The 23,891-nt window shown below is 73.5% G+C and carries 13 protein-coding genes; 8 read left to right on the plus strand and 5 right to left on the minus strand.

Features of this window, described 5'->3' with window-relative positions:
- The first annotated feature begins 76 nt into the window (after positions 1-76).
- From ACFC51_RS05540 to ACFC51_RS05550, 3 genes are read left to right on the plus strand one after another with little or no spacing between them, the layout of a single operon-like run.
- A complete protein-coding gene (locus tag ACFC51_RS05540; protein ID WP_376527098.1) occupies positions 77-3,529 on the plus strand; it encodes a CDP-glycerol glycerophosphotransferase family protein in 3,453 nt (1,150 codons plus the stop codon).
- Complete coding sequence (locus ACFC51_RS05545; protein ID WP_376375077.1) at positions 3,526-6,372, plus strand: CDP-glycerol glycerophosphotransferase family protein; 2,847 nt, start codon at positions 3,526-3,528, stop codon at positions 6,370-6,372. The genes ACFC51_RS05540 and ACFC51_RS05545 overlap by 4 nt, the downstream gene beginning before the upstream one ends.
- Positions 6,369-7,517 carry a glycosyltransferase gene (locus tag ACFC51_RS05550; RefSeq protein ID WP_376527100.1) on the plus strand — a complete coding sequence of 383 codons (1,149 nt, stop codon included), beginning with the start codon at positions 6,369-6,371 and terminating at the stop codon, positions 7,515-7,517. The genes ACFC51_RS05545 and ACFC51_RS05550 overlap by 4 nt, the downstream gene beginning before the upstream one ends.
- Before the next feature lie 37 nt (positions 7,518-7,554).
- Here the strand turns inward: ACFC51_RS05550 and ACFC51_RS05555 are convergent, their stop codons facing one another.
- The 4 genes from ACFC51_RS05555 to ACFC51_RS05570 all read right to left on the minus strand — a co-directional run bounded on the left by ACFC51_RS05555 (position 7,555) and on the right by ACFC51_RS05570 (position 13,626).
- Positions 7,555-9,789 (minus strand): CDP-glycerol glycerophosphotransferase family protein, encoded by a 2,235-nt coding sequence (locus ACFC51_RS05555; protein ID WP_376375071.1) that lies wholly within the window; start codon positions 9,787-9,789, stop codon positions 7,555-7,557.
- A gap of 180 nt (positions 9,790-9,969) precedes the next feature.
- Positions 9,970-10,827, minus strand: coding sequence for a carbohydrate ABC transporter permease (locus ACFC51_RS05560; protein ID WP_376527994.1), 858 nt, complete (start codon positions 10,825-10,827; stop codon positions 9,970-9,972).
- A gap of 56 nt (positions 10,828-10,883) precedes the next feature.
- On the minus strand, positions 10,884-12,257 hold the full coding sequence (locus ACFC51_RS05565; RefSeq protein ID WP_376527102.1) for a carbohydrate ABC transporter permease: 1,374 nt from the start codon (positions 12,255-12,257) through the stop codon (positions 10,884-10,886).
- A 4-nt stretch (positions 12,258-12,261) separates the two neighbouring features.
- Positions 12,262-13,626 carry an ABC transporter substrate-binding protein gene (locus tag ACFC51_RS05570; protein WP_376375066.1) on the minus strand — a complete coding sequence of 455 codons (1,365 nt, stop codon included), beginning with the start codon at positions 13,624-13,626 and terminating at the stop codon, positions 12,262-12,264.
- A gap of 303 nt (positions 13,627-13,929) precedes the next feature.
- Here ACFC51_RS05570 and ACFC51_RS05575 point away from each other — a divergent pair, with 303 nt between their 5' ends.
- Positions 13,930-14,847 (plus strand): LysR family transcriptional regulator, encoded by a 918-nt coding sequence (locus tag ACFC51_RS05575; protein ID WP_376375063.1) that lies wholly within the window; start codon positions 13,930-13,932, stop codon positions 14,845-14,847.
- A gap of 16 nt (positions 14,848-14,863) precedes the next feature.
- On the opposite strand, the gene ACFC51_RS05580 is transcribed toward ACFC51_RS05575, so the two are convergent.
- On the minus strand, positions 14,864-18,193 hold the full coding sequence (locus ACFC51_RS05580) for an FHA domain-containing protein (protein WP_376527104.1): 3,330 nt from the start codon (positions 18,191-18,193) through the stop codon (positions 14,864-14,866).
- Between the two features lie 428 nt (positions 18,194-18,621).
- On the opposite strand from ACFC51_RS05580, the gene ACFC51_RS05585 reads away from it, so the two are divergent.
- The 4 genes from ACFC51_RS05585 (at position 18,622) to ACFC51_RS05600 (ending at position 23,811) form a co-directional block, all read left to right on the plus strand.
- Entirely contained in the window at positions 18,622-20,268 is a 1,647-nt protein-coding gene (locus ACFC51_RS05585; protein WP_376375057.1) for a serine/threonine-protein kinase, read from the plus strand.
- A gap of 146 nt (positions 20,269-20,414) precedes the next feature.
- Positions 20,415-21,653, plus strand: coding sequence for a serine/threonine-protein kinase (locus ACFC51_RS05590; protein ID WP_376527106.1), 1,239 nt, complete (start codon positions 20,415-20,417; stop codon positions 21,651-21,653).
- A gap of 69 nt (positions 21,654-21,722) precedes the next feature.
- Complete coding sequence (gene prfB, locus ACFC51_RS05595; protein ID WP_376375052.1) at positions 21,723-22,829, plus strand: peptide chain release factor 2; 1,107 nt, start codon at positions 21,723-21,725, stop codon at positions 22,827-22,829.
- Between the two features lie 358 nt (positions 22,830-23,187).
- On the plus strand, positions 23,188-23,811 hold the full coding sequence (locus ACFC51_RS05600) for an LPXTG cell wall anchor domain-containing protein (protein WP_376527108.1): 624 nt from the start codon (positions 23,188-23,190) through the stop codon (positions 23,809-23,811).
- Positions 23,812-23,891: the final 80 nt, after the last annotated feature.

Here is a 23,891-nt window from a genome sequence, read left to right on the forward strand (position 1 = left end):
CGTGCCTCCCCGGCACGGGGCTCGTTGCCTACAGAGGAAGTCCGTTCGTCCGTCCGGAAGGATCGTGCGCAGCACCATGGCACCCCGCCTCACCGTCGTCGTCCCGCTCTACAACGTCGAGGAGTACCTCGGAGCCTGCCTGGACTCGCTCGCCGGGCAGACCATGGCCGACCTGGAAGTCGTCATGATCGACGACGGCTCGACCGACGGCGGCGCCGACGTGGCCCGGGAGTTCACCCGGCGGGACCCGCGCTTCCGGCTGATCCGGCAGGAGAACGCGGGGCTCGGGGCCGCACGCAACGCGGGGGCCGGGCAGGCGCACCCGGACGCCGAGTTCCTCACGTTCGTCGACAGCGACGACGTCGTCCCGCCGGGGGCCTTCGCGAGGATGCTGGCCGAACTCGACGCCTCCGGGTCGGACTTCGCGACCGGCAACGTCCTCAGGCTCCGGGCGAACGGGGCGCTCGAACAGTCCCCGATGTTCCGAAAGGTGATGGAGACGCCCCGCCGCGCCACCCACGTCACCCAGGACTGGATCCTGCTCGGCGACCGCATCGCCTGCAACAAGGTCTTCCGCAGGACCTTCTGGGACCGGCACGCCTTCGCCTTCCCTACCGGTGTCCTGTACGAGGACATCGCCGTCGTCCTGCCGGCCCACTTCCTGGCCCGGGGCGTCGACGTGGTGGAGGAGCCCGTCTACCACTGGCGGGACCGCGACGGCTCCATCACCACCCGGCGCGCGGTGGCCCGGGGCATCCGCGACCGGGTCACGGCGGTCTCCACCGTCAGCCGGTTCCTCGCGGACCGGGGCATGGCGGAGGCGAAGCGGCGCTACGACGCGCACGCGCTCTCCGGAGACCTGTGGCTCTTCATCGAAGCCCTCCCGGAGGGCGACGAGAGCTTCCACGAGGCGTTCCTGACCCACGCCAACGTCTTCGCCGACACGGTCGACCCCGCCGTCCTCGGCGCCCTGCCCCTGCATCTGCGGGTCAAGTGGCAGCTCATCCGGGAGCGCAGGATCGCGGAGCTGCTCGCCCTCCTGGCCCACGAGGCCACCGACCGCGACACCTTCCACGTCCGGGGGCGGCTGCGGCCGGCGGCCCGCTACCCGGGCGTCGAGGGCCCCCTCCCGCGCGCGGTCACCGCCCTCTCCGCCGAGGACCTCCCCGTGCACGCGCATCTGACCGGGGCCGTGTGGCGGGACGGGCTGCTGCACCTCACGGGGTACGCGTACGTCCGCAACGCCCCGGGCGGACCGGCCGCGGCCGGGTGGCTGCGCTCAGGCCGCCGGCTCGTCCCGCTGCGGCTGCGCAGGACGGTGACGGACGAGGCGGCGGCCGGATCGGGCCGCTCGCTGCACCGCTACGAACGGTCCGGCTTCGAGACCGTCGTCGATCCCCGCAGGCTCGTCACCCGGGCCACCGCGCGAGGGGCCCGCACCGTCTGGAAGCTGGAATCCGTCGTGGTCGGCGCGGGACGGCCCCGCCGGGGGCCGATGCGGCTCCTCGGCCATCCGGCGCCCCCCGCCGTGCGGTACGTGGACGAGCGCACCCGGGTCGTCCCGCTGCTCTCCGGGAACAAGCTGGAGCTGCGCACCGAACGGGTCGACGCGGTGCTCGCCGGGCACGGCCCCACGGAGGCCGGGGACGGGATCCGGATCGCGGTACGCGTGCTCGGCGGGGAGGTCCCCCCGGTCCTGCGGATGCAGGAGTGGCGGACCAAGGAGACCAGGGACTTCCCCCTGGTGGCCCAGGAGGGCACGGACGGCCGCACGGTCCTCGCCGAGGTGCCGCTGGAGACGTTCGGCGGGTCCGACGGCGACTGGGGCGTCCACCTGGCCGGAGGCAGGCGCCGGCTGACGGTCGCGGCCAGGCCGGAGACCGACGCCGTGCGGTACGCGCTGCCCGCCGGCCGGGAGGTCTGGGCGGCCGCCAACCCCTCCGGTGACCTGGTGCTCACCGACAGGGAGGTGCGGCCCGTCGTCACCCGCGTGGCGTGGACGGAAGGCGCCGGCCTGGCCCTGGAGGGGACCTTCCCGGCCCCGCGCGACCGTCCCGTCGAGCTCGTCCTGCGCCACAGCGGTCACCACGAGGAGCACACCGTCGCGGTGGAGCGCACGGACACCGGCTTCCGCGCGGCGCTGTCCCCCGGGGCCGTCGGGGGGACCGCCGGTGCGCTGCCGCTCGCAGAGGGCCGGTGGTACCCCTTCCTCCGGGAGCCGGGGGAGACGGATCCGGAGCGCTGCCTGCCGCTGCGGGTGGTGCCCCAGCTGCACGCGGGCCTCCCGCTGGACCAGGAGTCCGGCGGGCGCCGCTTCACCCTGGAGCGCCGCTTCCACGACCGGCTCTCCCTGCACTCCGGCAGCGTCCTGCCGCCGGCGGAGCGGGGTCCCTACGGGCAGCGCCTGCTGCGCGAGCGGTACGCGGGTACGCGCGGCCGGGAGCTGCGGGACGCCGTGCTGTACTCCAGCTTCGACGGGCGCCAGTGCTCGGACTCGCCCCGCGCCGTCCACGAGGAGCTGGTCCGGCGCGGCACCGGGGCCGAACACCTCTGGGTGGTGCGGGACCAGCAGGCCGCCGTGCCGGAGGGCGCCCGCGCCGTGGCCCTGCACAGCGCCGAGTGGCACGAGGCACTGGCCCGCAGCCGGTGGATCGTCACCAACACGCAGCTCCCCGAGTGGTTCGAGCGTGCCGAGGGCCAGTTCGTCGTCCAGACCTGGCACGGCACCCCGCTCAAGCGCATCGGCCGGGACCTGGCGGGCACGGCCTTCGCGGACACCGCCTACATGGAGTCCATGCCGCGGCGCGCCGCCCAGTGGAGCGTTCTCGTCTCGCCGAACAGCTTCTCCACGCCGGTCCTGCGCCGCGCGTTCGGGTACACGGGCGAGGTGCTGGAGTGCGGCTACCCGCGCAACGACCTGCTGTACGCCGCCGACCGCGCCAAGGTCGCCGACACCGTCCGGCAGGCCCTCGGGGTGCCCGAGGGCAAGCGCGTCGTCCTGTACGCCCCCACCTGGCGGGAGGACCGCCCCAAGCAGGGCGGGCGGTACGGGCTCGACCTCCACCTGGACCTGGAGCAGGCGCGGGCGGCGCTCGGCGAGGACCACGTCCTGCTGGTGCGCCGCCACTACCTGGTGGGCGGAACCGTCCCGGGGAGCGACTTCGTCCGCGACGTCTCGCGCCATCCCGACGTCACCGAGCTGATGCTGATCAGCGACGTGCTGGTCACGGACTACTCGTCGCTGATGTTCGACTTCGCGCAGACGGGCCGGCCGATCCTCTTCCACACCTACGACCTGGAGCACTACCGCGACACCCTGCGCGGCTTCTGCTTCGACTTCGGGAACCGGGCGCCCGGCCCGCTGATCACGGACTCCGCGGCGGTCGTCGAGGCGCTGCGCGACCCCGACGCGGCGACGGCGGGCCACCGTGAGGCGTACGCCCGCTTCCGGGAGTCGTTCTGCGATCTCGACGACGGGACGGCCTCGGCGCGGGTCGTGGACCGGATGATGAAGGAGGTGCAGGCATGAACACGCCCGACTTCAGCTGTGTGATCACCGGCGCGGAGGGTGGCCAGGAGGCGCTGACGGCGTCCGTGGAGTCCGTGCTCGACCAGAGCCTGCGCGCGGTGGAGGCACTCGTCGTCCTGCCCGCCGGCGCACCCGCGGCCGTGCGTACGGCGGCCGCGTCGCTCGCCCGGCGCTCCCCGGACCGGGTCCGGCTGCTCGACCCCGGCACGGAGTCCGTCGCCTCCCTGCGCAACGCGGCCCTGGACGCGGCGCGGGGCACGTACGTCCTCGTCCTCGACGTCGGCGAGCGCCTCCAGCACCACGCCTGCCGCAACCTCTGGGAGGCCGGGGCGCGCACCCGCGCCGACCTGGTCGCGGGGCGCTGGAGCCGGCTCACCGGGGACGGGGAGAAGGAACGCGAACCCTTCTGGCAGCAGCCCCTGTTCACGCGCTCCCGCACCGTCGGCCGGTTCACCGAGGCTCCCGAACTGGCGGTGCACGACGCCCTGGTGACGGGATTCTGCCTGCGGCGCGCCGCGCTGGAGCGGCACGCGCTGCGCTACGACGAGGACCTCACCCACAGCGCGGTCCTGTTCGGCCCCCTGGCGGCGGCCGTCGTCGGCCGGATCGCACTCGTACGCCGCCGGATCGTCTCGGGGCGGGCCGTGCCCGACGCCGGCAGGGACCTGGCCGGGCTGGTGGAGGCGCACCGGCGGGTGTGCCACGTGCTGGTGGCCCAGGGGCTGGCGGAGCTGCGCGAGGAGCGGGACCGCGCCTTCCTGCGGGACCACCTCGTGCCGCTGGTGCGCACCTTCCCCGAGCGGTCCGCCGACGAGCGCGAACGCCTCGCGGCGACGGCGGCCCGGGTGCTCCCCGGCAGCGTCCCGGAGCCGGCCCTGCTCACCCTCCCGCCCGTCGAACGCGTCGGCGTCCGGCTGCTGGAGCGCGGCCACGCCGACGGCGTGCTGACCGCGGCGTACGCGCTGCGCAGGAGGGGCGTGGTGGCCGCGCCCCTCTCCGTTGCTGACGACGGGCGGGTGTACTGGCCGGGCGGCCCGGACCCCGTGCTGGATGTCACCGAACTCGGGCACCAGTACCGGCTGTTCGGCGAGCTGAAGCTGATGAACAGGCTCACCCGTTACGAGGCCGACGGCGGGCGGGTCCTGCTGGCGGGCCGGCTCGTCCTGCCCTCGCACACCGGGCCCGACCCGCACGGCACCCTCACCGCGCACCTGGAGTTCCGCGTACGGGACGGCTCCCGTGCCTTCCGCGCCCCGGTCGGCGCGCTGCGCCCCGACGCCACCGGGATCAGCTGGTCCGCCCGCGCCGATCTCACCCGCCTCCTGCGGCCCCTCGGCCCCCGCGACACGGTGTGGGACGTGCGCATGGTGGTGGACGACGGCGGGACCCGTGCGGTGAGCGACCTCTTCGCCGCCCACGACCTCGTCGGCCCGGCGGACCGGTCGCCCGCCCGTCCCCGGCTGGGCCGGACGACGGGGGACACCTGGCAGCCCTACGTGACACTCCGGGACCATCTGGCGCTCCGCCTGGAGGCCCGCCGGCGTCCCGCCCGTACGGCTCGCAGGCTGGTCCACTACGCCACGCACTTCCGCCCCGCCCGGCACGCCAGACTCCTGGCACGGGCCCTCGGCAGACGCCGCGACCGGCTGCGCTCCAGGGGCTTCAAGGCATCCTTCTACCGCTCCTGGCTCCTCCGGCTGCCCGTGCGCAGGGGGTCCGTGGTCTTCGAGAGCCACATGGGCACCTGTTACGGCGACAGCCCCCGGGCCGTCCACGAAGAGGTGAGGGCCCGCGGACTCCCGCTGCGCTGCGTCTGGTCGTACGCCGACAGCCCGGCGGGGTTCCCGGCGGACGCGAAGCTGGTGCGCCGCTGGTCCTGGCGTTATCTGTGGGCCCTGGCCCGGGCCGAGTACTGGGTGGACAACCAAGGGTTCCCGCTCCCCCTCGACAAGCCGTCCGGCACCACCTACCTCCAGACCTGGCACGGCTCGGCGTACAAGCGCATGGGGTTCGACGAGACCCGGGTACGGATGCAGAACACCCCCCAGCGCGAACGGCTCCAGCAGGCCGTGGGCCGCTTCGACCACTTCCTCGTCCGCTCCGAGCACGACGAACGCACGCTGGCGCGCGCCTACCGGCTGCCCGGGAGCACGCTGCTGCGCACCGGCTACCCCCGCAACGATGCCCTGCTCGCGGCGCGTGCCAGGGACGGCGCCGAGGGCCGGCTGCCCCGCCCGGCGCCGGCGGCCGAGCTCGGACTGCCCGACCACCGCAAGGTCGTCCTGTACGCACCGACCTTCCGGGGCGGGCCGGGGAAGCGCAGGCGGCAGCGGCTCCTGCTGGACGCGGCGGCCTTCGCGGAACGGTTCGGCGACGCGTACACCCTGCTGGTGCGCGCCCACTACCTGGAGGCGGCGAGCCTGCCCGCCTGCCCGCCGGGCACCGTCGTGGACGTCTCGCACCACCACGACGTCAGCGAACTGCTCGCGCTCACCGACGTCCTGATCACGGACTACTCGTCGATCATGTTCGACTTCGCCCTCCTGGACCGCCCGATCGTGCTGTTCGCCCCCGACCTCGACGCCTACGCAGCCGAGCGCGGCAGCTACTTCGACCTGCGGGAGAAGGCCCCGGGACCGGTCGTGGCGACGGAGGAGGAGCTCTTCGGCGTGCTGGCCCGGCTGAAGACGTCGGACACCGGCTTCCAGGACCGGCGCGCCGCCTTCGCGGAGGAGTTCGGCGCATACGACCGCGGGGATGCGGCCCGCTCGGTCGTCGACACCGTGTTCGCCCGGCACATCGTCCCGTCCCGCACCGCACCCACCGGGGAGGCCGGCCGATGAGCCCCAGCCGTGACGTCTTCATCGTCTCCAACAGCACCGACGAACTCGGCGGTGTCACCGGCTGGATGCACCGCACCGCCCAGCTGTTCCAGGAGGCGGGGCACCGGGTGCACACCATCGGCATCCATGCGGCCGAGCGGAAGATGGCCCTGCCCGAGCCGGCCGGCTACCCCGTCACCGCCCTCTACCCGGCGCATCCCCCGACCCCCTGGGCGCCCAAAGGGCTCCGCGACCGCTTCCGGATCCCCGCCCGCCGCGCCGAGGCCGCGCGCGCCGCGCGGAAGCGGCGTGCCGTGGAGCAGCTCTCGGCGATCTTCCGGGGCGCCCGGCCCGGCGGGGTGGTGATCGTCAGCCAGGTCTGGGCGATGGAGTGGGTCGGCGAGGCGGACACCGGCGGTCTGCGCGTCATCGGGATGAGCCACGAGTCCTACGACTACTCGCGGGCGAGCCACCGCTACCGCTGGATCAGGAACCACTACCCGCCGCTCGACCGGTGGCTCGTCCTCACCGAGGAGGACGCCGACAAGTGGGCGGGCGACGGGATGAACAACGTCGGCTTCATGCCCAACGCCCTGGCCGCCCTGCCGGAGGTGCCCTCGCCGCGCCGTGAGAAGGCGGTCGCGAGCATCGGCCGGCTCAGCGACCAGAAGGGCATCGACATGCTCCTGGACGCCTGGGCGCTGGTCGCCCCGGAGCGCCCGGACTGGCGGCTGGACGTGTACGGGACGGGCGAGGACGAGGCGGACCTGAAGGCGCGGTGCACCGCTCTGGGGCTCGACTCCTCGGTCGGCTGGCGGGGGCGCACCGACGACGTTCCCGGCGCGCTCGCCGCCGCCTCCGTCTTCGTCCAGTCCTCCCGCGGCGAGGGCTTCCCGCTGGCACTGCTGGAGGCCATGGCCAGCGGGGTGCCGTGCGCGGCGTTCGACTGCGCTCCGGGCGTACGGGAGATCGTGCGCGACGGCGAGGACGGGCTGCTGGCGCCCGCCGGCGACATCGGTGCGCTCGCCGACCGGCTGCTCCGGCTCACCGGGAACCCGCGGATGCGGGACGCGATGGGGGACCGGGCGCGGGTCAACGTCCAGCGGTTCTCCGAGGCGGAGATCATGGGCCGCTGGGACGAGCTGTTCGCGTTCCTGGAGCGCTGAAGCACCCCGGGGTGCTTCAGCGCCCCGGGCCCCGGCCTCACCCGTTCGTGTACTCCCGGACGGGCACCTGCCGGGGTACCCCCGTCGGCCCGCGGCCCGCGAGGGGGGCGGGCCGCGGCATCCCCGGGAGGTCGTCCATGAAGACCCGGCGCACCACCCGCTCCGCCGCGTGCCCGTCGTCGTACGGGCAGAACCGCGCCCGGAAGGCGGCCCGGCGCTGCGCGGAGCGGGGCCCGCGCCAGTGGTCCGTGGCGAAGATCTCGTGCAGCTCCTCCTGGTCCCGGGCCACCGCCCCGGGAGGGAACGCCGCGGGGTCGAAGTACGTGCCGCGCGCGGCCTCGTAGGCCTGCGCGTCCTCCAGGTGCAGGACGACGGGCCGGTCCAGGTTGACGTAGTCGAACATCAGGGACGAGTAGTCCGTGATCAGCCCGTCGGAGGCGATGCAGAGCTCCTCCACGGACGGGTGGGCGCTGACGTCGATGATCCGCGGGTGCCGGGCGTGCCCGGCGGTGGCCCGTGCCGTCTCGTCCAGGTAGTGGGAGCGGGCCAGGATCACGAAGTGCGGGCCCAGGACCCGGACCAGCCGCTCCAGGTCGAGGGAGTGCTGCTGGGCGCGCCGGTAGTCGCGGTGGGTCGGCGCGTAGAGGAGGGCGGTGCCGCCGTCCGGGATCCCCAGGCGCTCGCGGAGCCGGGCGGTCGCGGCGGGGTCCGTGCGGTGGAAGACGTCGTTGCGCGGGCTGCCGTACTCCAGCGTGGTGTAGCCGGAGGGATAGGTACGCTCCCACACGAGGGTGGAGTGCTGGTTGGCGGAGAGCGAGAAGTCCCACTTGTCGACGTTGCGCAGCAGCTGGCCGAAGTCCATGGAGCCGGCGGCGGCCGGGCGGTGCACGAGGTCGGTCCCCATGGTCTTCAGCGGTGTCCCGTGATGGGTCTGCAGCAGCACCTGGCCGCGTCTCTTCACCAGTCTGCGGTCGAAGTTGACGTTGTTCACGAGGTACTTGGAGCGGGCCAGCGCCGTCCAGTACGCGGCCGTCCCCGGGTGCAGCACACGGGTGGCGTCGGGCACCGTGTGCGCGTCCTCGGGGCGGCAGATCCAGGAGGTGCGCAGCCCGGGGACGAGGTCCCTCGCCGTGGCCTCCAGGGCGGCCGGGCTACAGGTGTAACCGCGGTGCCAGTAGGCGGCGAACACGGCGTCCGTGGGCCGGACGGGCAGCCGGAGCTGGACGCGGTAGTGCAGCTGGAGGGCGGCTGCGCGGGCGGCCCGGCGCGCGGCCGAGGCCGTGCGGCCGAGCCGCCCGCGCAGCCGCTGGGCGGCCCAGAGGGCGCGGTACGTGCGGTGGGCGCCCAGGCGGAACAGCGCGTGCCGCAGCCGGGCGCGGCGGGGCACGGGGGCGCCGGGGGTGCGGTAGCGGCGGCAGTGGGCGCGGGCGCGGCGGAAGAACGCGGCGCGGGTGCCGCGGGGCAGCCGGTCGCGTGAGGTGAAGAGCGTCGAGAAGTGGTCGAGCATCCTGCGGAACATCACCGGGCGCCAGACGGACAGCGCGGGGCGGGAGTCGATGAAGGCGAAGACGCGGTCGTACTGGTCGAAGACGTCGAAGTGGCGGTGGGTGGTGGTCGAGAGGATGTTGCCCCGGCGCCGCTGGCGGTATCCGACGCAGACCGTGTCCAGGACGGCGATCGACCCGGCGGCCATCAGCACCGGGTAGGTCCAGGGAGTGTCCTCGTAGTAGCCGGGCGGGAAGGTGAAGCCCTCGGCCTCGACGAACTCCCGCCGGTACGCCTTGTTCCAGACGACCATCAGCACCTTGAGCAGCTCGGGCCGGTCCGCGAGCCGGAAGGTGGCGGGGCCGGTCTCGGCGAGGTGCTCGGAGAAGGTGTTGCGCACGCTCTCGCCCGACCAGTACGTACGGGCGTAGTCGTAGACCAGGACGTCGGGGCCGCCGGTCGCGTCGAGCCGGTCGGCGATCGTCTGGAGCGCCTCGGGGGCGAAGGTGTCGTCGCCGTCGAGGAAGAGCAGGTACTCCCCGGCCGCCCGGGCCACCCCGGCGTTGCGGGCGGGCCCCAGACCGGAGTTGTGCGGCAGGTGGACGACGCCGACCCGGGGGTCGCGGACGGCGTACTCGTCGGCGATCGGGCCGCAGGCGTCCGGTGAACAGTCGTCGACCACGATGATCTCGTAGTCCTTGAACGACTGGTCCAGCACGGAGTCGAGGCACGCGTGCAGATACGCCTGGACCCGGTACGCGGGCACGATGACACTGAACCGGGGCACAACACATCCAGGGGTCGTTCGCGGGAGGGCAGGTGGCCCGCAAACGGCCGATGGAGTGACATGGTTACGCCGGACGTGGCATTCGGGCGAAGTACGAGGTAGGGCGGCCCGATCGGGAGTGAACGGGCCGCCCTGGTGTTGACGAACGTGCGTGCGGTCGCGCCGCGAGGGCGCCGTGCCCTACTTGACGGCGCCCGCCATCACGCCGGACACGAACTGCCGCTGGAAGGCGAAGAACACCGCCAGCGGGATCACCATCGACACGAAGGCGCCGGGCGCCAGCACGTCGATGTTGTTGCCGAACTGCCGGACCTGCTGCTGGAGGGCGACGGTGATCGGCGGGGAGTCCGAATCCGCGAAGATCAGCGCGACCAGCATGTCGTTCCACACCCAGAGGAACTGGAAGATCCCGAGCGAGGCGATCGCGGGCCCGCCGAGGGGCATCACGACCCGGGTGAACAGCCGGATCTCACCGGCGCCGTCCAGCCGTGCGGCCTCCAGCAGCTCGCGCGGGATCTCCGCGAAGAAGTTCCGCAGCAGGAAGATGGCGAACGGCAGGCCGAACGCCGTGTGGAACATGATCACGCCGAAGGTCGTCTCGAAGATCCCGATGGTGCCGAAGAGCTCGGACACCGGGATCAGGGCGACCTGGACGGGGACCACGAGGAGGCCCACGACCAGCAGGAACCACCAGTCGCGGCCGGGGAACTCCATCCAGGCGAAGGCGTATCCGGCGAGCGAACCGATGACGACCACCAGGAGCGTCGACGGGACGGTGATCATGACCGTGCTGAACAGGGAGTCCGTGATCGTCGAGTTGTCGAGCAGCCGCTGGTAGTTGTCGAAGGTCAGCTCGGAGGGCGCGGTGAAGACCTTCCACCAGCCGGACGCCGCGATGTCCTCCGCCCCGCGGAGCGAGGAGAGCAGCAGCCCGATGGTCGGCATCAGCCAGAACAGGGCGACCAGGACGAGGAAGACCCGCATGGCCCCGCCCCCCGCCCGTGCGGCGATCCGCGCACCGAGCGACTCCCGGGCCACCGCCGCAGGTTCGGTCCGTGTGCCCCGCCCGGCCCGTGCGGCCTCGGTCGATGTCGTCACCGGCGCCCCTCCTTCCGCATCCGGCGGATGTTGAACAGCATCACCGGGATCACCAGCAGCAACAGGAGTACGGCGATGGCGCTGCCGACCCCGAGATCCGCGTCCGTGCCGAACGAGGAACGGTAGAGCTGGAGGGCCAGGACGTTCGCGTCGTCCTGGGAGGAGCCCGGCGCGATGATGAAGACCAGGTCGAAGATCTTCAGCACGTTGATCATCAGGGTGACCAGGACCACCGCGAGCACCGGCGCCAGCATCGGCACCGTGATCCGGCGGAACACCTGCCACTCGTTGGCGCCGTCCACCCGCGCCGCTTCGAGGAGTTCGCGCGGCAGACCCGCCAGCCCCGCGGCGATCAGGACCATCGCGAAGCCGGCCCACATCCAGACGTAGCTGCCGATGATCCCGGGGGTCACGAGGGACGGCCCCAGCCAGTCGACCCCGTTGTACGGCTCGCGGAAGTTGTCCGCCGGAAGGCGCAGCACGGAGCCGTCGGCCGAGGCGGGCAGGGTGAACACACCGTCCGCACCGGCCGTCGCCGTGGCGACGACCTTGCCGTCCTTGACCGCCTCGACGGTGATGCCCTTGAGGCCGAGCTCCTTCGGGTCGACGACGTTCGGCTTGCCGCCGCCGCCCTTGGTGAAGTCGAGCCACGCCGTCCCGGTGACGGACCCCCCGGACGCGGTGGCCGCCTTCGCGGGCTCCGCGTCGCCGGGCATCTTCGCCGGCACCACACCGACCAGCGGGAGGCTCACCGGTTCACCGGCCCGCACGGTCTCCTTCGTCACGAAGGAACCGCCGCCGCCCGCCTTCAGCGGATGGACGGGCAGGGGATGCGCCTTGGGGAAGCCCGAGGACTGCGCGAACGTGTCGTGCACGCCCACCGCCACGGCGTTGGCGACACCCCGCTCGGGCGCCTGCTCGTACACCAGCCGGAAGATGATGCCGGCGGCCAGCATCGAGATCGCCATCGGCATGAAGACGATCAGCTTGAACGCCGTACCCCACCGGATCCGCTCGGTGAGCACCGCGAAGATCAGCCCCAGCACGGTGGCGACCGTCGGTGCGAACACGACCCAGATCGCGTTGTTCCTGACCGCCGTCCGGATGGTGTCGTCCGTGAACAGCGCCTCGTAGTTGTCCAGGCCCGCGAATCCGGTCCCGGACTGGTCGAGGAACGACCGGTAGACGGAGTACACGATCGGATAGACGACCAGTGAGCCGAGCAGCACCAGGGCCGGCAGCAGGAACGCCGCCGCGACCGCTCTGCGGGTGCCGGTCACGCTTCCGCGTGGGCGCTTTCCCGCGCCCGTGACAGGCTGCTTGTCGGCGGGGGGCGCGCTGCCGGCGCCCCCCGCTGTCGCTGTGGTCATCCCGTCAGCTCTTGTACGCCTCGGCCGCGTCGGACTCCAGTTTCGCCTGGGTCCCCGCGATGTCCTTCGGGTTCTTCAGGAAGTCCTGGAGCGTCTTCCACTCACCCTTGCCGGGCGTCCCGCCGAACGACTGCGGGGCCTGGTCGGACATGTCGAACCGGACGTCGTCACCGGCGCCGATCAGCGCCTCTGCCATCGTGCGCTGCACGTCGTTCGGGTACGCGGCGGTGTCCAGCGACTTGTTGGGCGAGATGAACCCGCCGGCCTCGGCCCAGATCTTCGCCGAGTCCTTCGAGGCCAGCCAGGTCAGCAGGGCCTGGGCGCCCTTGCTGTCCTTCAGGGCCACGGCGGCGTCCCCGCCCGTCACCACGGGGGAGTCCGCGCCGACCGCGGGGAACGGGAACACCTTGGCGTCCGTGCCGATCTTCGCCTCGGTCTGCGCGATGTTGATGGAGACGAAGTCGCCCTCGAAGACCATCGCGCCCTTGGGCTGGTCGCCGCCCGTGAACGTCTGCGTGACGGATGCAGGGAACTCGGTCTGGAGGGCGCCGTCCGCGCCGCCGGAGATCAGGCTCGGCTTGCCGAACAGCTCGGCGAGCGTGGTCAGGGCGTCCTTGACGGAGGGGTCCGTCCACTTGATCTCGTGCTTGGCCAGCTGGTCGTACTTCTCCGGACCGGCCTGCGAGAGGTAGACGTTCTCGAACCAGTCGGTGAGCGTCCAGCCGTCCGCGCCGCCGACCGAGACCGGCGTGACACCGGAGGCGGAGACCGTCTCGGCGGTGGCCATGAAGTCCTTCCAGGTCTTCGGCTCGCTCGCGCCCGCGTTCTCGAACGCCTTGGCGTTGTACCAGACCAGGGACTTGTTGGCGGCCTTGAAGTAGACGCCGTACTGGGTGCCGTCGACCGCGCCGAGGTCCTGCCAGACCTGCGCGTAGTTCTGGCCCAGCTGCGCCCGCGCCTCCGCGCCGACCGGCTTGGCCCACTTCTTGGCCACAGCCTGCTGGATCGCGCCCACCTGCGGGATCATCGCGACGTCCGGGGGCTGGCCGCCCGCGATCTTCGTACCGAGGAAGTTGACGATCGGGTCCTGTGCCGGGACGAAGGTGACCGTGGCCCCCGTGCGCTTCTCGAACTCGTCCAGCACCTTGGTGAAGTTGGCCTGCTCGGGTCCCGTCCAGACCGCGGCCACCGATATCTTCTCGCCGTCCAGCTTCGGGAGGGTGACGCTCGACGGGCTGTCCTCGCCCTTGCCGGAGCCGTCGCCCGCCTTGTCCTTCCCGTCGCCGTCGCCACTGCATCCGGTGAGGGCCAGCGCCCCGATCGCGGTGAACACCAGTGCGGCCCTACGCATGCGAAGGGTTCTGCGCATCCCTGCCCCGTCTCTCCTGCGCGCGCATGTGCCCGGACCGGCACCAACGGTCGGACCCTGCGGTGCCGCTCACGTCTCACATCGTGCGGTTCACGTCGTCCGTGCGGACTGTCCTATGCCCGGCATACCGGAGCCGCAACACCGTCGTCCGCGCCAACTCCGCGATCGTGATCGGCTCGTGACGTCACGTCGGCAGTCCGGGCCACGGCAGGGTCTTCCGGGCACGGGCACTGGGAACGCGCTGATCAGCGACGTATCGTGCGGGGACGGTCGGCGCGGACGTTCATGGAGGGGGCCTGGGGCATGGAGCTGCGGGAGATAGAGATCTTCCTCGCGCTGGCGGAGGAACTGCACTTCGGAAGGACGGCGGACCGTCTGCACGTCACACCGGCGCGCGTCAGCCAGGCGATCAAGAAGCAGGAGCGCGCCATCGGCGCGGAGCTGTTCAAGCGCACCAGCCGCACGGTGCAGCTCACCCCGATCGGTGCCGCGCTGAGGGACGGCCTCGCCGCCGGCTACCAGCAGATCCAGGACGCCCTGGCCGCCGCGGCCGCGGCCGGCCGGGACATCACCGGCGAGCTGCGCATCGGCTACTCCTCGGCCTGGTGCGGCACCCTCGTCCTGACGGCCGCCGACATCTTCCGCTCCCGCCATCCCCACTGCCTGATCGACGTCCTGGACCTCCAGCTCGCGGACCCCGTCGGCCCGTTGCGCCGGGGGACCCGCGACCTCCTCCTGCTGGAGCTGCCGATCGACGAGCCCGACATCGTCAACGGGCCGGTGCTCTTCACCGAGCCACGCGCCTTGGTCGTCCCCGCCGCCCACCCGTTCGCCCGGCAGGAGAGCGTCTCCCTGGAGGACCTCGCGGACGGACCGATGATCGCCGTCACCGGGCAGCCCTCCTACTTCATCGACCTGCACTACCCCCGCCGCACCCCGCAGGGCCGCCCGATCCCCCGCGGCCCCGCGGCCAGCGCCTGGCAGGAGGTACTCGCCCTGGTGGCCGCGGGCAAGGGGGTGTCCCCCACCTGCGCACGCGCCGCGCACTTCTACTCCCGCCCGGACGTCGCCTTCGTCCCCTTCAGGGACGCCCCACCGGTGGAGTACGGCCTCCTGTGGTCGGCGACCGGCAACACCCCCGGTGTGCGCGCGTTCGTGGAGACCGTCCTCGAAACGGCACGGACCCAGGAATCGCCGGACCCCCCGGTGCGCGGCGCCTGAAACACGCCCGAGAGGGTCAGGGGATCAGCGGGGGCAGCGGCTCCGCGTTCACCGAACGGGCCGCCCTCTCCAGGGCACTGGCGAGCAGGGCCAGGTCGGTGGGCCCGTTGCCCAGCTCACGGACCGGCCGGCGGGCCGGCGGATCGCCCATCCGCTCCCACTCCAGCGGCACGACGGTCGGGCGCAGGGTCGCCGTGCGCGGAATGCGGCCGGTGACCCGGCCGCCCTGGAACGGCGTCACCCGGCCGTCCGGATGCCCCAGCCGCCCCCGGCCCGGAGCGGGCTCGTCGGGCGACGGGGGGACGACGGGCGGATCGAGCACGATGCGCAGCCGCGCGCCCCGGGCCAGCTCCGTGTCCTCGGTGCGGTCCGGGCGGGCGGAGGAGGCCACCAGATGGACACCGAGCCGCCCTCCTTCCCTGGCCACGGCCTCCAGCACCCGGACGACCGACCCGGCGGAGGGGCGGCCCGGGCTCCCGAGCGCCGGGGCGACCAGGGCGTCGAAGTCGTCGGCCAGGACGACCAGCCGGGGGAGCGGGGAGGGCCCCGGGTCCACCGGACGGGCCGAGGCGGGCCTCAGCCGCAGGGTGCCGCTGGCGGGCGACTCGATGTCACCACGCTGCTCGGCGGCTCCGGCGGGGCGGCGTCCGCCGAGCGTCCGCGCCTCCTCGTGCCGGGCGTGCCAGGCGGTGAAGTCCAGCGGCCCGAGCAGCTCCGCCCGTCGCTTCAGCTCGCCGCCCAGCGCCTGGGCGAACTCACGCATGCGGACGGGGTCGGACGCCACCAGGTGCGAGAAGACGTGCGGCAGCTCCGTGCAGGGGCCCAGGCCCTCGCCGCGCTCCCCGTGCTCTCCGCCCGCCCCGTCGATGACGAGGATGCCGAGCCGGTCGGGGCGGGCTGCGGAGGACAAGGAGGCCGCGACGGCGCGCAGCAGCTCCGTACGGCCGCTGCCCGCAGGTCCTTCGACCAGCAGGTGGGGCCCCTCGGCGGCCAGATCGACGGAGAGCGGTCCGCGGGGGCCCGCTCCGAGCACGATCACGGGCCGTCCCGCGTGACCGGAGGGGACCGCGGGGGCGGCGGCTCCGCCGTCCCGGCGCTGGGTGCCGATCCGGGGGGAGCCCGTGCCCGCGGGGGTGTACGCGGACGAACCGGGGCCCGAGCTCGTCGGGTCGCCGCTGCGGAACGGGGTGTGCCCGGAGTCGGGGGAGTCGCGCGGCGCGCCCACCCGGGGGCCTGTGCTCAGCGTGCGGCCCGAGCTGGTCGTGCCCAGGTCCGCGCCGGGCGCGGTCGCGGCGCGGACCGTCGCCCCCGGCTGGTCCTCGGCCGTGGAGGCCCAGCGCGCCATCAGGGAGGCCGGGGTGGCCCTGGCGAGCCCCAGTTCGTCCAGCAGCCGCGCGGACGGCGGCAGGGCCGCTGCCATGGGCCTGCCGGGCAGGGTGGCCGTCCCCTCGTCGCGCAGGGGGGCGAGGGCACGCCCGAACCGCTCGGCCCAGGCCGCCGACACGGCGTCCACGGAGGCGACGGTGCCGTGGCCCGCGGCCTGGCCGCCGGCGGTGCGCAGCAGCCGCAGCGCGGTCGCCACATCGCCGCTCAGCATGGCGACCGCACCGCACTCGCGGAAGGCGATCGAGGCCCGGCACGCGGTGTCGTAGGTCGCGGCGACCGGAGAGGTCGGGGAGGCGGCCGGGGTCTCGGCCAGACAGATCAGATGGATCCCGGCGGCGGCTCCGGCGCCGGCCAGCGCCGCCGTGGTCTCGCGCAGGGCGGCGGAGCCGGGATCGCCGTCCACGACGACCACGGTGCTGGGCCCGGTGTGCTCGCGGGCCGCCTCGGCCACGGACGACCGGTCGGCGCTCGCCCAGCCGGGCCCCAGCGGTCCGTCCTCCATGCGGCGCACCAGCTCCGCCGCGCGGGCGCCCGCCTGTTCACGGTCGTACGCGAGGAGCAGGCGGCAGTCCTGGCCGTGCATGGGGCGCAGATGGGGCAGCCAGCCGAGCCAGGACCACTCGCGCCTGCGCTCCTCCAGGCTCCGGGCCCGGTCCGTGCTGATCAGCACGATCTCCAGGTCGAAGGGCGAGTGGAGCGCGGCGAGCTGTGCCACGGCCGAGCGGGCGAGGCCCGAGAGCCGCTCCCGCGGCCCCGCGAGACCCAGTGAGCCGGCCTCCCGCAGCCCCACGGTGACCGGGACGGCGGGGAGGTCGGCGCGCTCCGTCGTCCCGAGCCGTACGACCAGGGCCTCGGGGTGCGCGGTGTCGCGCTCCCACAGGCGGGGGCCGGGACCGAGCGCCGTGAGGAGCACCGTCGCGGGGTCCGGCCAGGTGCCGGCCGGGGCGGAGGGGGAGTGGGCGGGCAGGGAGGCGGCGTGCGGGCCGGACGCGCCGCCGGGGCCGTCTGCCGGCGGATCACCGGCCCGGGTCTCGTGGGCCTGTTCCCCCTTGCCGGTCTTGAGCCGCCTCGCCCAGGCGCCTATCCCGCCGCGCCGGGCGGGCTCGCCCGGGGTCAGCGCGGAGCCGCGGCCGTGGGTGGCCTGCGGGGAGGGCGCTCGGTACGCGTCGTGGCCGGCCGGTCCGTCGTCGTACGTGCCGTCGCCGGCGGGGGCGGCGCTGTGGGTGTGGCCGTGCCCCTCGGGGGCGGCCGCGTCCGCTGCGGGCCCGCCGTCCGCTCCCGCGGGGCCGTCCCCGCGCAGGCCGCCGGCCTCCGCGCGGGCCACCCGCAGATGGCCCTCGCCGTCCGGAGCCGTCGTGAGCGTGGGGGTGCGTGAGCCGTGCGTGAGCCGGAGCGTGGACTCGCCGAGCCGCAGCAGGGCGCCCGGGGCGAGCCGGACCGGGCGGCCGTGGACCTCCACGCCGTCCAGGGAGGTGCCGTTGGTGGAGCCCAGGTCCGCGACGGAGACCCGGCCGTCGTCGGAGACCGTCACCGCGCAGTGCAGCCGCGAGACGTCGGGGTCGTCGAGCGGGACGTCCGCCTCGGCCGAGCGGCCGATCCGGATCTGCCCGCCGTGCAGCAGATGGACCCCGCCGGCGTCGGGTCCCGCTATCACGTGGAGCCGTGCCGGCACGGCGTCGTCGGCCGCCTCGTCCTCGCCGGGCACCTGGAGCGAGAGCACCGTCCCGTCCACGAGGGGCGGCTCGCCGAGGGCGCAACGCTGCGGGTCGAGCCGCTCGCGCCCGGCGTACAGCACGGTGGCGCCGCCGCCCAGGGATCCCTCGGGGCCCGACACGGCCGCGGCCAGGCCGGAGGCGACGGCGGCGAGTGCCGTCCCGGCGGGCGCGGTCACGAGCACGTCGCAGGCGCGCGCCGGGGTCTGGCCGCTGCGCGGCGCGAGGACGGTCAGCCGGATCTGCATCGCCGTCAGCGGTCCCTTCTGCGCGGGGTGCCCGGCAGGGGAACTGCCCTGTGATTCCCCCCACCCGGCACGGACGCGTCGTCCGGTACAGGTCGTCACGGAGGGTGAGGCTCCCGACCTCACGGTTCCGTGCTGGAGGCATCCTCGCACCTGCCACCGACAACACGCCCGGGGGTGGCCGCTCAGTGATCTTGAATGGCCGAGTGTGGGTGCAAAAGTGCCTGCTTGGTCCTGCCGAAGACGTGCTGCACACTCGTTCGGCAACCAACTCTTCCGTGTGAGCGTCCTTCCGTTGGATCCCCCCGGCCCAGCGGTGACACGACCGGAGGACGACCGACCGGTACCCCGTACGGCGGCACTAGAGTGGGCCGGAACATCCGGCGGCCCCGGGGGACCGCGAGCACAACGATCAGCAGGGAGCGCGTGACGTGCGGCCAGTCGGCAGCAAGTACCTGCTCGAGGAGCCGCTCGGACGCGGCGCCACGGGCACCGTCTGGCGAGCCCGCCAGCGGGAGACCGCGGGCGCCGAGGCGGCCGTCGCCGGGCAGCCCGGCGAGACCGTCGCGATCAAGGTGCTCAAGGAGGAGCTCGCCAACGACGCGGACGTCGTGATGCGGTTCCTGCGCGAGCGCTCCGTGCTGCTGAGGCTCACCCACGCGAACATCGTGCGTACCCGGGACCTCGTCGTCGAGGGCGATCTCCTCGCCCTGGTGATGGACCTGATCGACGGCCCCGACCTGCACCGCTACCTCCGCGAGAACGGCCCGCTCACGCCGGTCGCCGCCTCGCTGCTCACCGCGCAGATCGCGGACGCGCTGGCCGCCAGTCACGCCGACGGGGTCGTGCACAGGGACCTGAAGCCCGCCAACGTGCTGCTCGACGAGCGCAACGGCGAGATGCGCCCGATGCTCACCGACTTCGGTATCGCGCGCCTCGCGGACTCCCCGGGGCTGACGCGGACCCACGAGTTCGTCGGCACGCCCGCCTACGTGGCACCCGAGTCCGCCGAGGGCCGTCCGCAGACCTCCGCCGTCGACGTCTACGGCGCGGGCATCCTGCTGTACGAGCTGGTCACCGGCCGCCCGCCGTTCGCCGGGGGTACCGCGCTCGAGGTCCTCCACCGGCACCTCAGCGAGGAGCCCCGGCGGCCCAGCACCGTTCCCGACCCGCTGTGGACGGTCATCGAGCGCTGCCTGCGCAAGGACCCGGACCAGCGGCCCAGCGCCGTGAACCTCGCCCGTGCCCTGCGCACCGTCGGCGCGGGCATCGGCGTCCACGCGAACTCGGCGCAGATCGCCGCCGCCGAGGGGGTGGGCGCCCTGCTCGCCCCCGACCCGGCGCCCGCCGCCGTCCCGGAGACCCCGGGTGCGGCCGACCCGACCCAGGTGCTGCCGAGCAACGCGGGTTCGTACGACCCCGCCGCCCCGACCAGCGTGATGCAGCAGACCCCGGGAGCGGGCGGCGGGGCCGACCCGACCGCGATGATGCCGCCCGTGCCGCCCGGCCCGCCGCGGCCCGACGAGCCGCACCCCTGGCAGTCCCAGCTCAGGGCGGCCCGGGACCGCAACGAGCAGACGCAGGTCCAGTACCTCGACCCCGGCCAGGACCCGCTGCGCCGCCGGCCTCAGCGCCAGCAGCCGCCGCAGAACCAGCACCCGCAGGGCCGGCAGGACCAGCGCCCGCAGCCCCAGCAGCAGCGCGCCCAGCAGTACCCGCAGCAGCAGCCGCAGCGCTACCAGCCGCAGCCCCAGCAGCAGCGGCCCCAGCAGCCGCAGCGGCAGCAGTACGCGCCTCCGCAGCAGCCGCCTCCGCAGCAGCCGGCCCCGCGCCAGCCGAGGCAGCGCAGCGCCAATCCGATGCGCATCCCCGGCCTCGGCTGCCTCAAGGGTTGCCTTTTCTCGGTGGTGCTGCTGGTCGTCGCCGCCTGGCTCATCTGGGAACTGACGCCGCTTCAGGACTGGGTCGCCCAGGGCAAGAGCTTCTGGGACGCCATAGGGGACGGCATCACCACGGTCACCGACTGGTTCGAGGAGCTCGGCGGGAGCGGTGGCTCCGGGGGCACGACCGGTCAGTAGCATCACCCACTCTGTGCCTTTGTCGACTTCTGCGGGCCCAATTCGCCCGCAGAAGTGAAGGTTGGCGCCATCCAGGGCACGCAGCACCCCGTTCGCCGCGTAACTTTGTCGACCGGGGGTCACCGCCAGCCGCTGAGGGAGCAGTCTTGGCACGGAATATCGGCAGCCGGTACACCGCGCACCAGATCCTGGGGCGCGGCAGCGCCGGCACGGTGTGGCTCGGCGAGGGGCCCGAGGGCCCGGTCGCCATCAAGCTGCTCCGCGAGGACCTCGCGTCCGACCAGGAGCTCGTGGGCCGCTTCGTGCAGGAACGCACCGCGCTGCTCGGGCTCGGGCATCCGCACGTCGTCGCCGTCCGCGACCTCGTGGTGGACGGCACCGACCTGGCGTTGGTGATGGACCTGGTGCGGGGCACCGACCTGCGCACCCGTCTCGACCGGGAGCGCCGCCTCGCGCCCGAGGCCGCCGCGGCGATCGTCGCGGACGTCGCCGACGGCCTCGCCGCCGCGCACCGCGCCGGCGTGGTGCACCGCGACGTCAAGCCGGAGAACATCCTGCTCGACATGGAGGGCCCGCTCGGCCCCGGTGGCTCGCACCCGGCGCTGCTCACCGACTTCGGTGTCGCCAAGCTGATCGACACCCCGCGCCGCACCAAGACCACCAAGATCATCGGTACCCCGGACTACCTGGCCCCGGAGATCGTCGAGGGCCTCCCGCCGCGTGCCGCCGTGGACATCTACGCCCTGGCGACCGTGCTCTACGAGCTCCTCGCCGGCTTCACCCCCTTCGGCGGAGGCCACCCCGGCGCCGTCCTGCGCCGCCACGTGACCGAGACGGTCGTCCCGCTCCCGGGCATCCCCGAGGAGCTCTGGCAGCTCCTGGTGCAGTGCCTGGCCAAGGCCCCGGCGTCCCGGCTGCGCGCCTCCGAGCTCGCGACCCGGCTGCGCGAGCTGCTCCCGCTCCTGTCCGGGATACCCCCGCTCGACGTCGACGAGCCGGACAACGAGTCCGAACCGCAGGCGTACGACGAGCAGCAGTACACCCCGGCCCAGGAGGAGCCCCGCCGTCGCGGCGCGGTGCCCCTGGTGCCCGGCTCCTCCCCGGACTCCAACCGGGACACCCACACGAGCATGCGGGTGCCCGCCCCCGACGAGCTCTCCGGCGGCCCCCTCGGCACGGCCCGCGCCCCGCGCGCCCCCGGCCGGCCGCGGCCCGGCTCGGCGCGGAACAAGTCGGCGGCCGTACGCAAGCGCAGGATCACTCTGGGCGTCGCGGCGGTGGCCCTGTGTGCGGCGGTCGGGGTGGGCGGCTGGCTCGCCACGAGCGGCGACGACCCGGGGTCGGCCCCCGAGGACACGCGGAATTCGGCGCCGGCGGCCCCCTGAGAGCCGTCCCGGGGAGGCCGGGATCCGGGGGAGGGACAGGTTCACCCGCCCAGCCGTTACGCTGGACCCGTGGCAGTCGTCGATATTTCCGAAGAGCTGAAGTCCCTCTCCTCGACCATGGGGTCGATCGAGGCCGTCCTGGACCTGGATGCGCTGAGGGCCGACATCGCCGCGCTCGAGGAGCAGGCGGCGGCCCCGTCCCTCTGGGACGACCCGGAGGCGGCGCAGAAGATCACCAGCAAGCTTTCGCACCTCCAGGCCGAGGTCCGCAAGGCCGAGGCCCTGCGGAGCCGTATCGACGATCTCGGAGTCCTCTTCGAGCTCGCCGAGGACGAGGGTGACGCCGACACGCAGGCCGAGGCCGAGGCGGAGCTCGAATCCGTCCGCAAGGCGCTCGACGAGATGGAGGTCCGTACCCTCCTCTCCGGCGAGTACGACGCGCGCGAGGCCCTGGTCACGATCCGGGCCGAGGCGGGCGGCGTCGACGCGGCGGACTTCGCGGAGAAGCTCCAGCGCATGTACCTCCGCTGGGCGGAGCGGCACAACTACAAGACCGAGGTCTACGAGACGGCGTACGCCGAAGAGGCCGGCATCAAGTCGACCACCTTCGCGGTGGAGGTCCCGTACGCCTACGGCACCCTCTCCGTGGAGCAGGGCACGCACCGCCTCGTTCGCATCTCGCCGTTCGACAACCAGGGCCGGCGCCAGACGTCCTTCGCGGGCGTCGAGGTGCTGCCGGTCGTCGAGCAGACCGACCACGTCGAGATCGACGAGTCCGAGCTGCGCGTCGACGTGTACCGCTCCTCGGGCCCCGGCGGCCAGGGCGTCAACACCACGGACTCCGCGGTACGCCTGACCCACCTGCCGACCGGCATCGTCGTCTCCTGCCAGAACGAGCGCTCGCAGATCCAGAACAAGGCGTCCGCGATGAACGTCCTCCAGGCGAAGCTCCTCGAGCGCCGCCGCCAGGAGGAGCAGGCCAAGATGAACGCGCTCAAGGGCGACGGCGGCAACTCCTGGGGCAACCAGATGCGTTCCTACGTCCTGCACCCGTACCAGATGGTCAAGGACCTGCGTACGGAGTTCGAGATGGGCAACCCCGAAGCGGTCTTCAACGGCGAGATCGACGGCTTCGTCGAGGCCGGCATCCGCTGGCGCAAGCAGAGCGAGAAGTAACTCCAGCCGTGAGGCTGCGGGGCCCGGACGGGATTCACCGTCCGGGCCCTTCGCATTCCCATCCCGCCCGATGTACAGGGCAGTTGAGGGGAACGTGTGGCGAACGCGTCACAGTCGTGATTCCTATTAGCCGTCAAGAACCCTCATAGCGGCTCTTATCCCCCCGGAACGTCCTTGACGTACTCCTTATCTCTGGACAGGGTGCTGAAGCAGCACGCGTATGTCTGGGACAGGTGTGATCGGGGGAGGGCGGGATGACCACGGTACGGCGTGGCCCTGCAGAGCGAGTGACCCCGCAGGGCCGTGGACCACATATGGCTGCTCCATCGACGAGATCAGCTACTGGGGGTAGCAACAGATGACGAAGAAGACGCGAATCCGCGTCGCGCGGATAGCCGCTGGTGCGGTTATTGCCGCGGGTGCCTCGCTCACGGCGGCGGGCGCCGCACAGGCCGCGGGCATCGGCCTCGGCCTCGGGATCGACGGGGACGACGCCACCACGAGCGTGAGCCTCACGGTCGGGGAGGAGGACCCGACCGTCGAGCCGCCGAACCCGGGTGAGACCACGGAGGAGCCCCCGACGGAGGAGCCTCCGACGGAGGAGCCCCCGACCGAGGAGCCTCCGACGGAGGAGCCTCCCACGGAGGAGCCCCCGACCGAGGAGCCTCCCACGGAGGAGCCCCCGACCGAGGAGCCCCCGACCGAAGAGCCGACCGACGAGCCGACCGACGGCCCGACGGAGGAGCCCAGCGACGGGGTGACCACCGCCCCGTCCGACCCGTCCTACCCCGACGCCGGTGACAACACCGACACGGACAGTGTCGGCAACCAGCCGGTCGAGCAGGGCAAGGGCAAGGACGAGCTCGCCGAGACCGGTGCGGCGGAGACCACGTTCCTGCTGCTCGGCGCCGCGACGATGATCGCCGGCGGCATCGGCTTCCGCATCCTGCCGCGCCTGGCCGGCGGCCGCACGACCGCCTGAGCCTCACGCGCACGCTGAAGGGCCCGGGAGAGCCTTCGAGGCCTCCCGGGCCCTTTCGTGTACCGGAGCCGCTCGTGCGG

Origin of the sequence: Streptomyces sp. NPDC055962, assembly GCF_042270185.1 — a bacterium.
Taxonomy (GTDB): domain Bacteria; phylum Actinomycetota; class Actinomycetes; order Streptomycetales; family Streptomycetaceae; genus Streptomyces.

Bases quoted from the DNA above. Each gene is read 5' to 3' on its own strand.
- ACFC51_RS05540 (WP_376527098.1), top strand. From the start codon at position 77: ATGGCACCCCGCCTCACCGTCGTCGTCCCGCTCTACAACGTCGAGGAG.
- ACFC51_RS05545 (WP_376375077.1), top strand. From the start codon at position 3,526: ATGAACACGCCCGACTTCAGCTGTGTGATCACCGGCGCGGAGGGTGGC.
- ACFC51_RS05550 (WP_376527100.1), top strand. From the start codon at position 6,369: ATGAGCCCCAGCCGTGACGTCTTCATCGTCTCCAACAGCACCGACGAA.
- ACFC51_RS05565 (WP_376527102.1), bottom strand. From the start codon at position 12,257: ATGACCACAGCGACAGCGGGGGGCGCCGGCAGCGCGCCCCCCGCCGAC.
- ACFC51_RS05570 (WP_376375066.1), bottom strand. From the start codon at position 13,626: ATGCGCAGAACCCTTCGCATGCGTAGGGCCGCACTGGTGTTCACCGCG.
- ACFC51_RS05575 (WP_376375063.1), top strand. From the start codon at position 13,930: ATGGAGCTGCGGGAGATAGAGATCTTCCTCGCGCTGGCGGAGGAACTG.
- ACFC51_RS05580 (WP_376527104.1), bottom strand. From the start codon at position 18,193: ATGCAGATCCGGCTGACCGTCCTCGCGCCGCGCAGCGGCCAGACCCCG.
- ACFC51_RS05600 (WP_376527108.1), top strand. From the start codon at position 23,188: ATGACGAAGAAGACGCGAATCCGCGTCGCGCGGATAGCCGCTGGTGCG.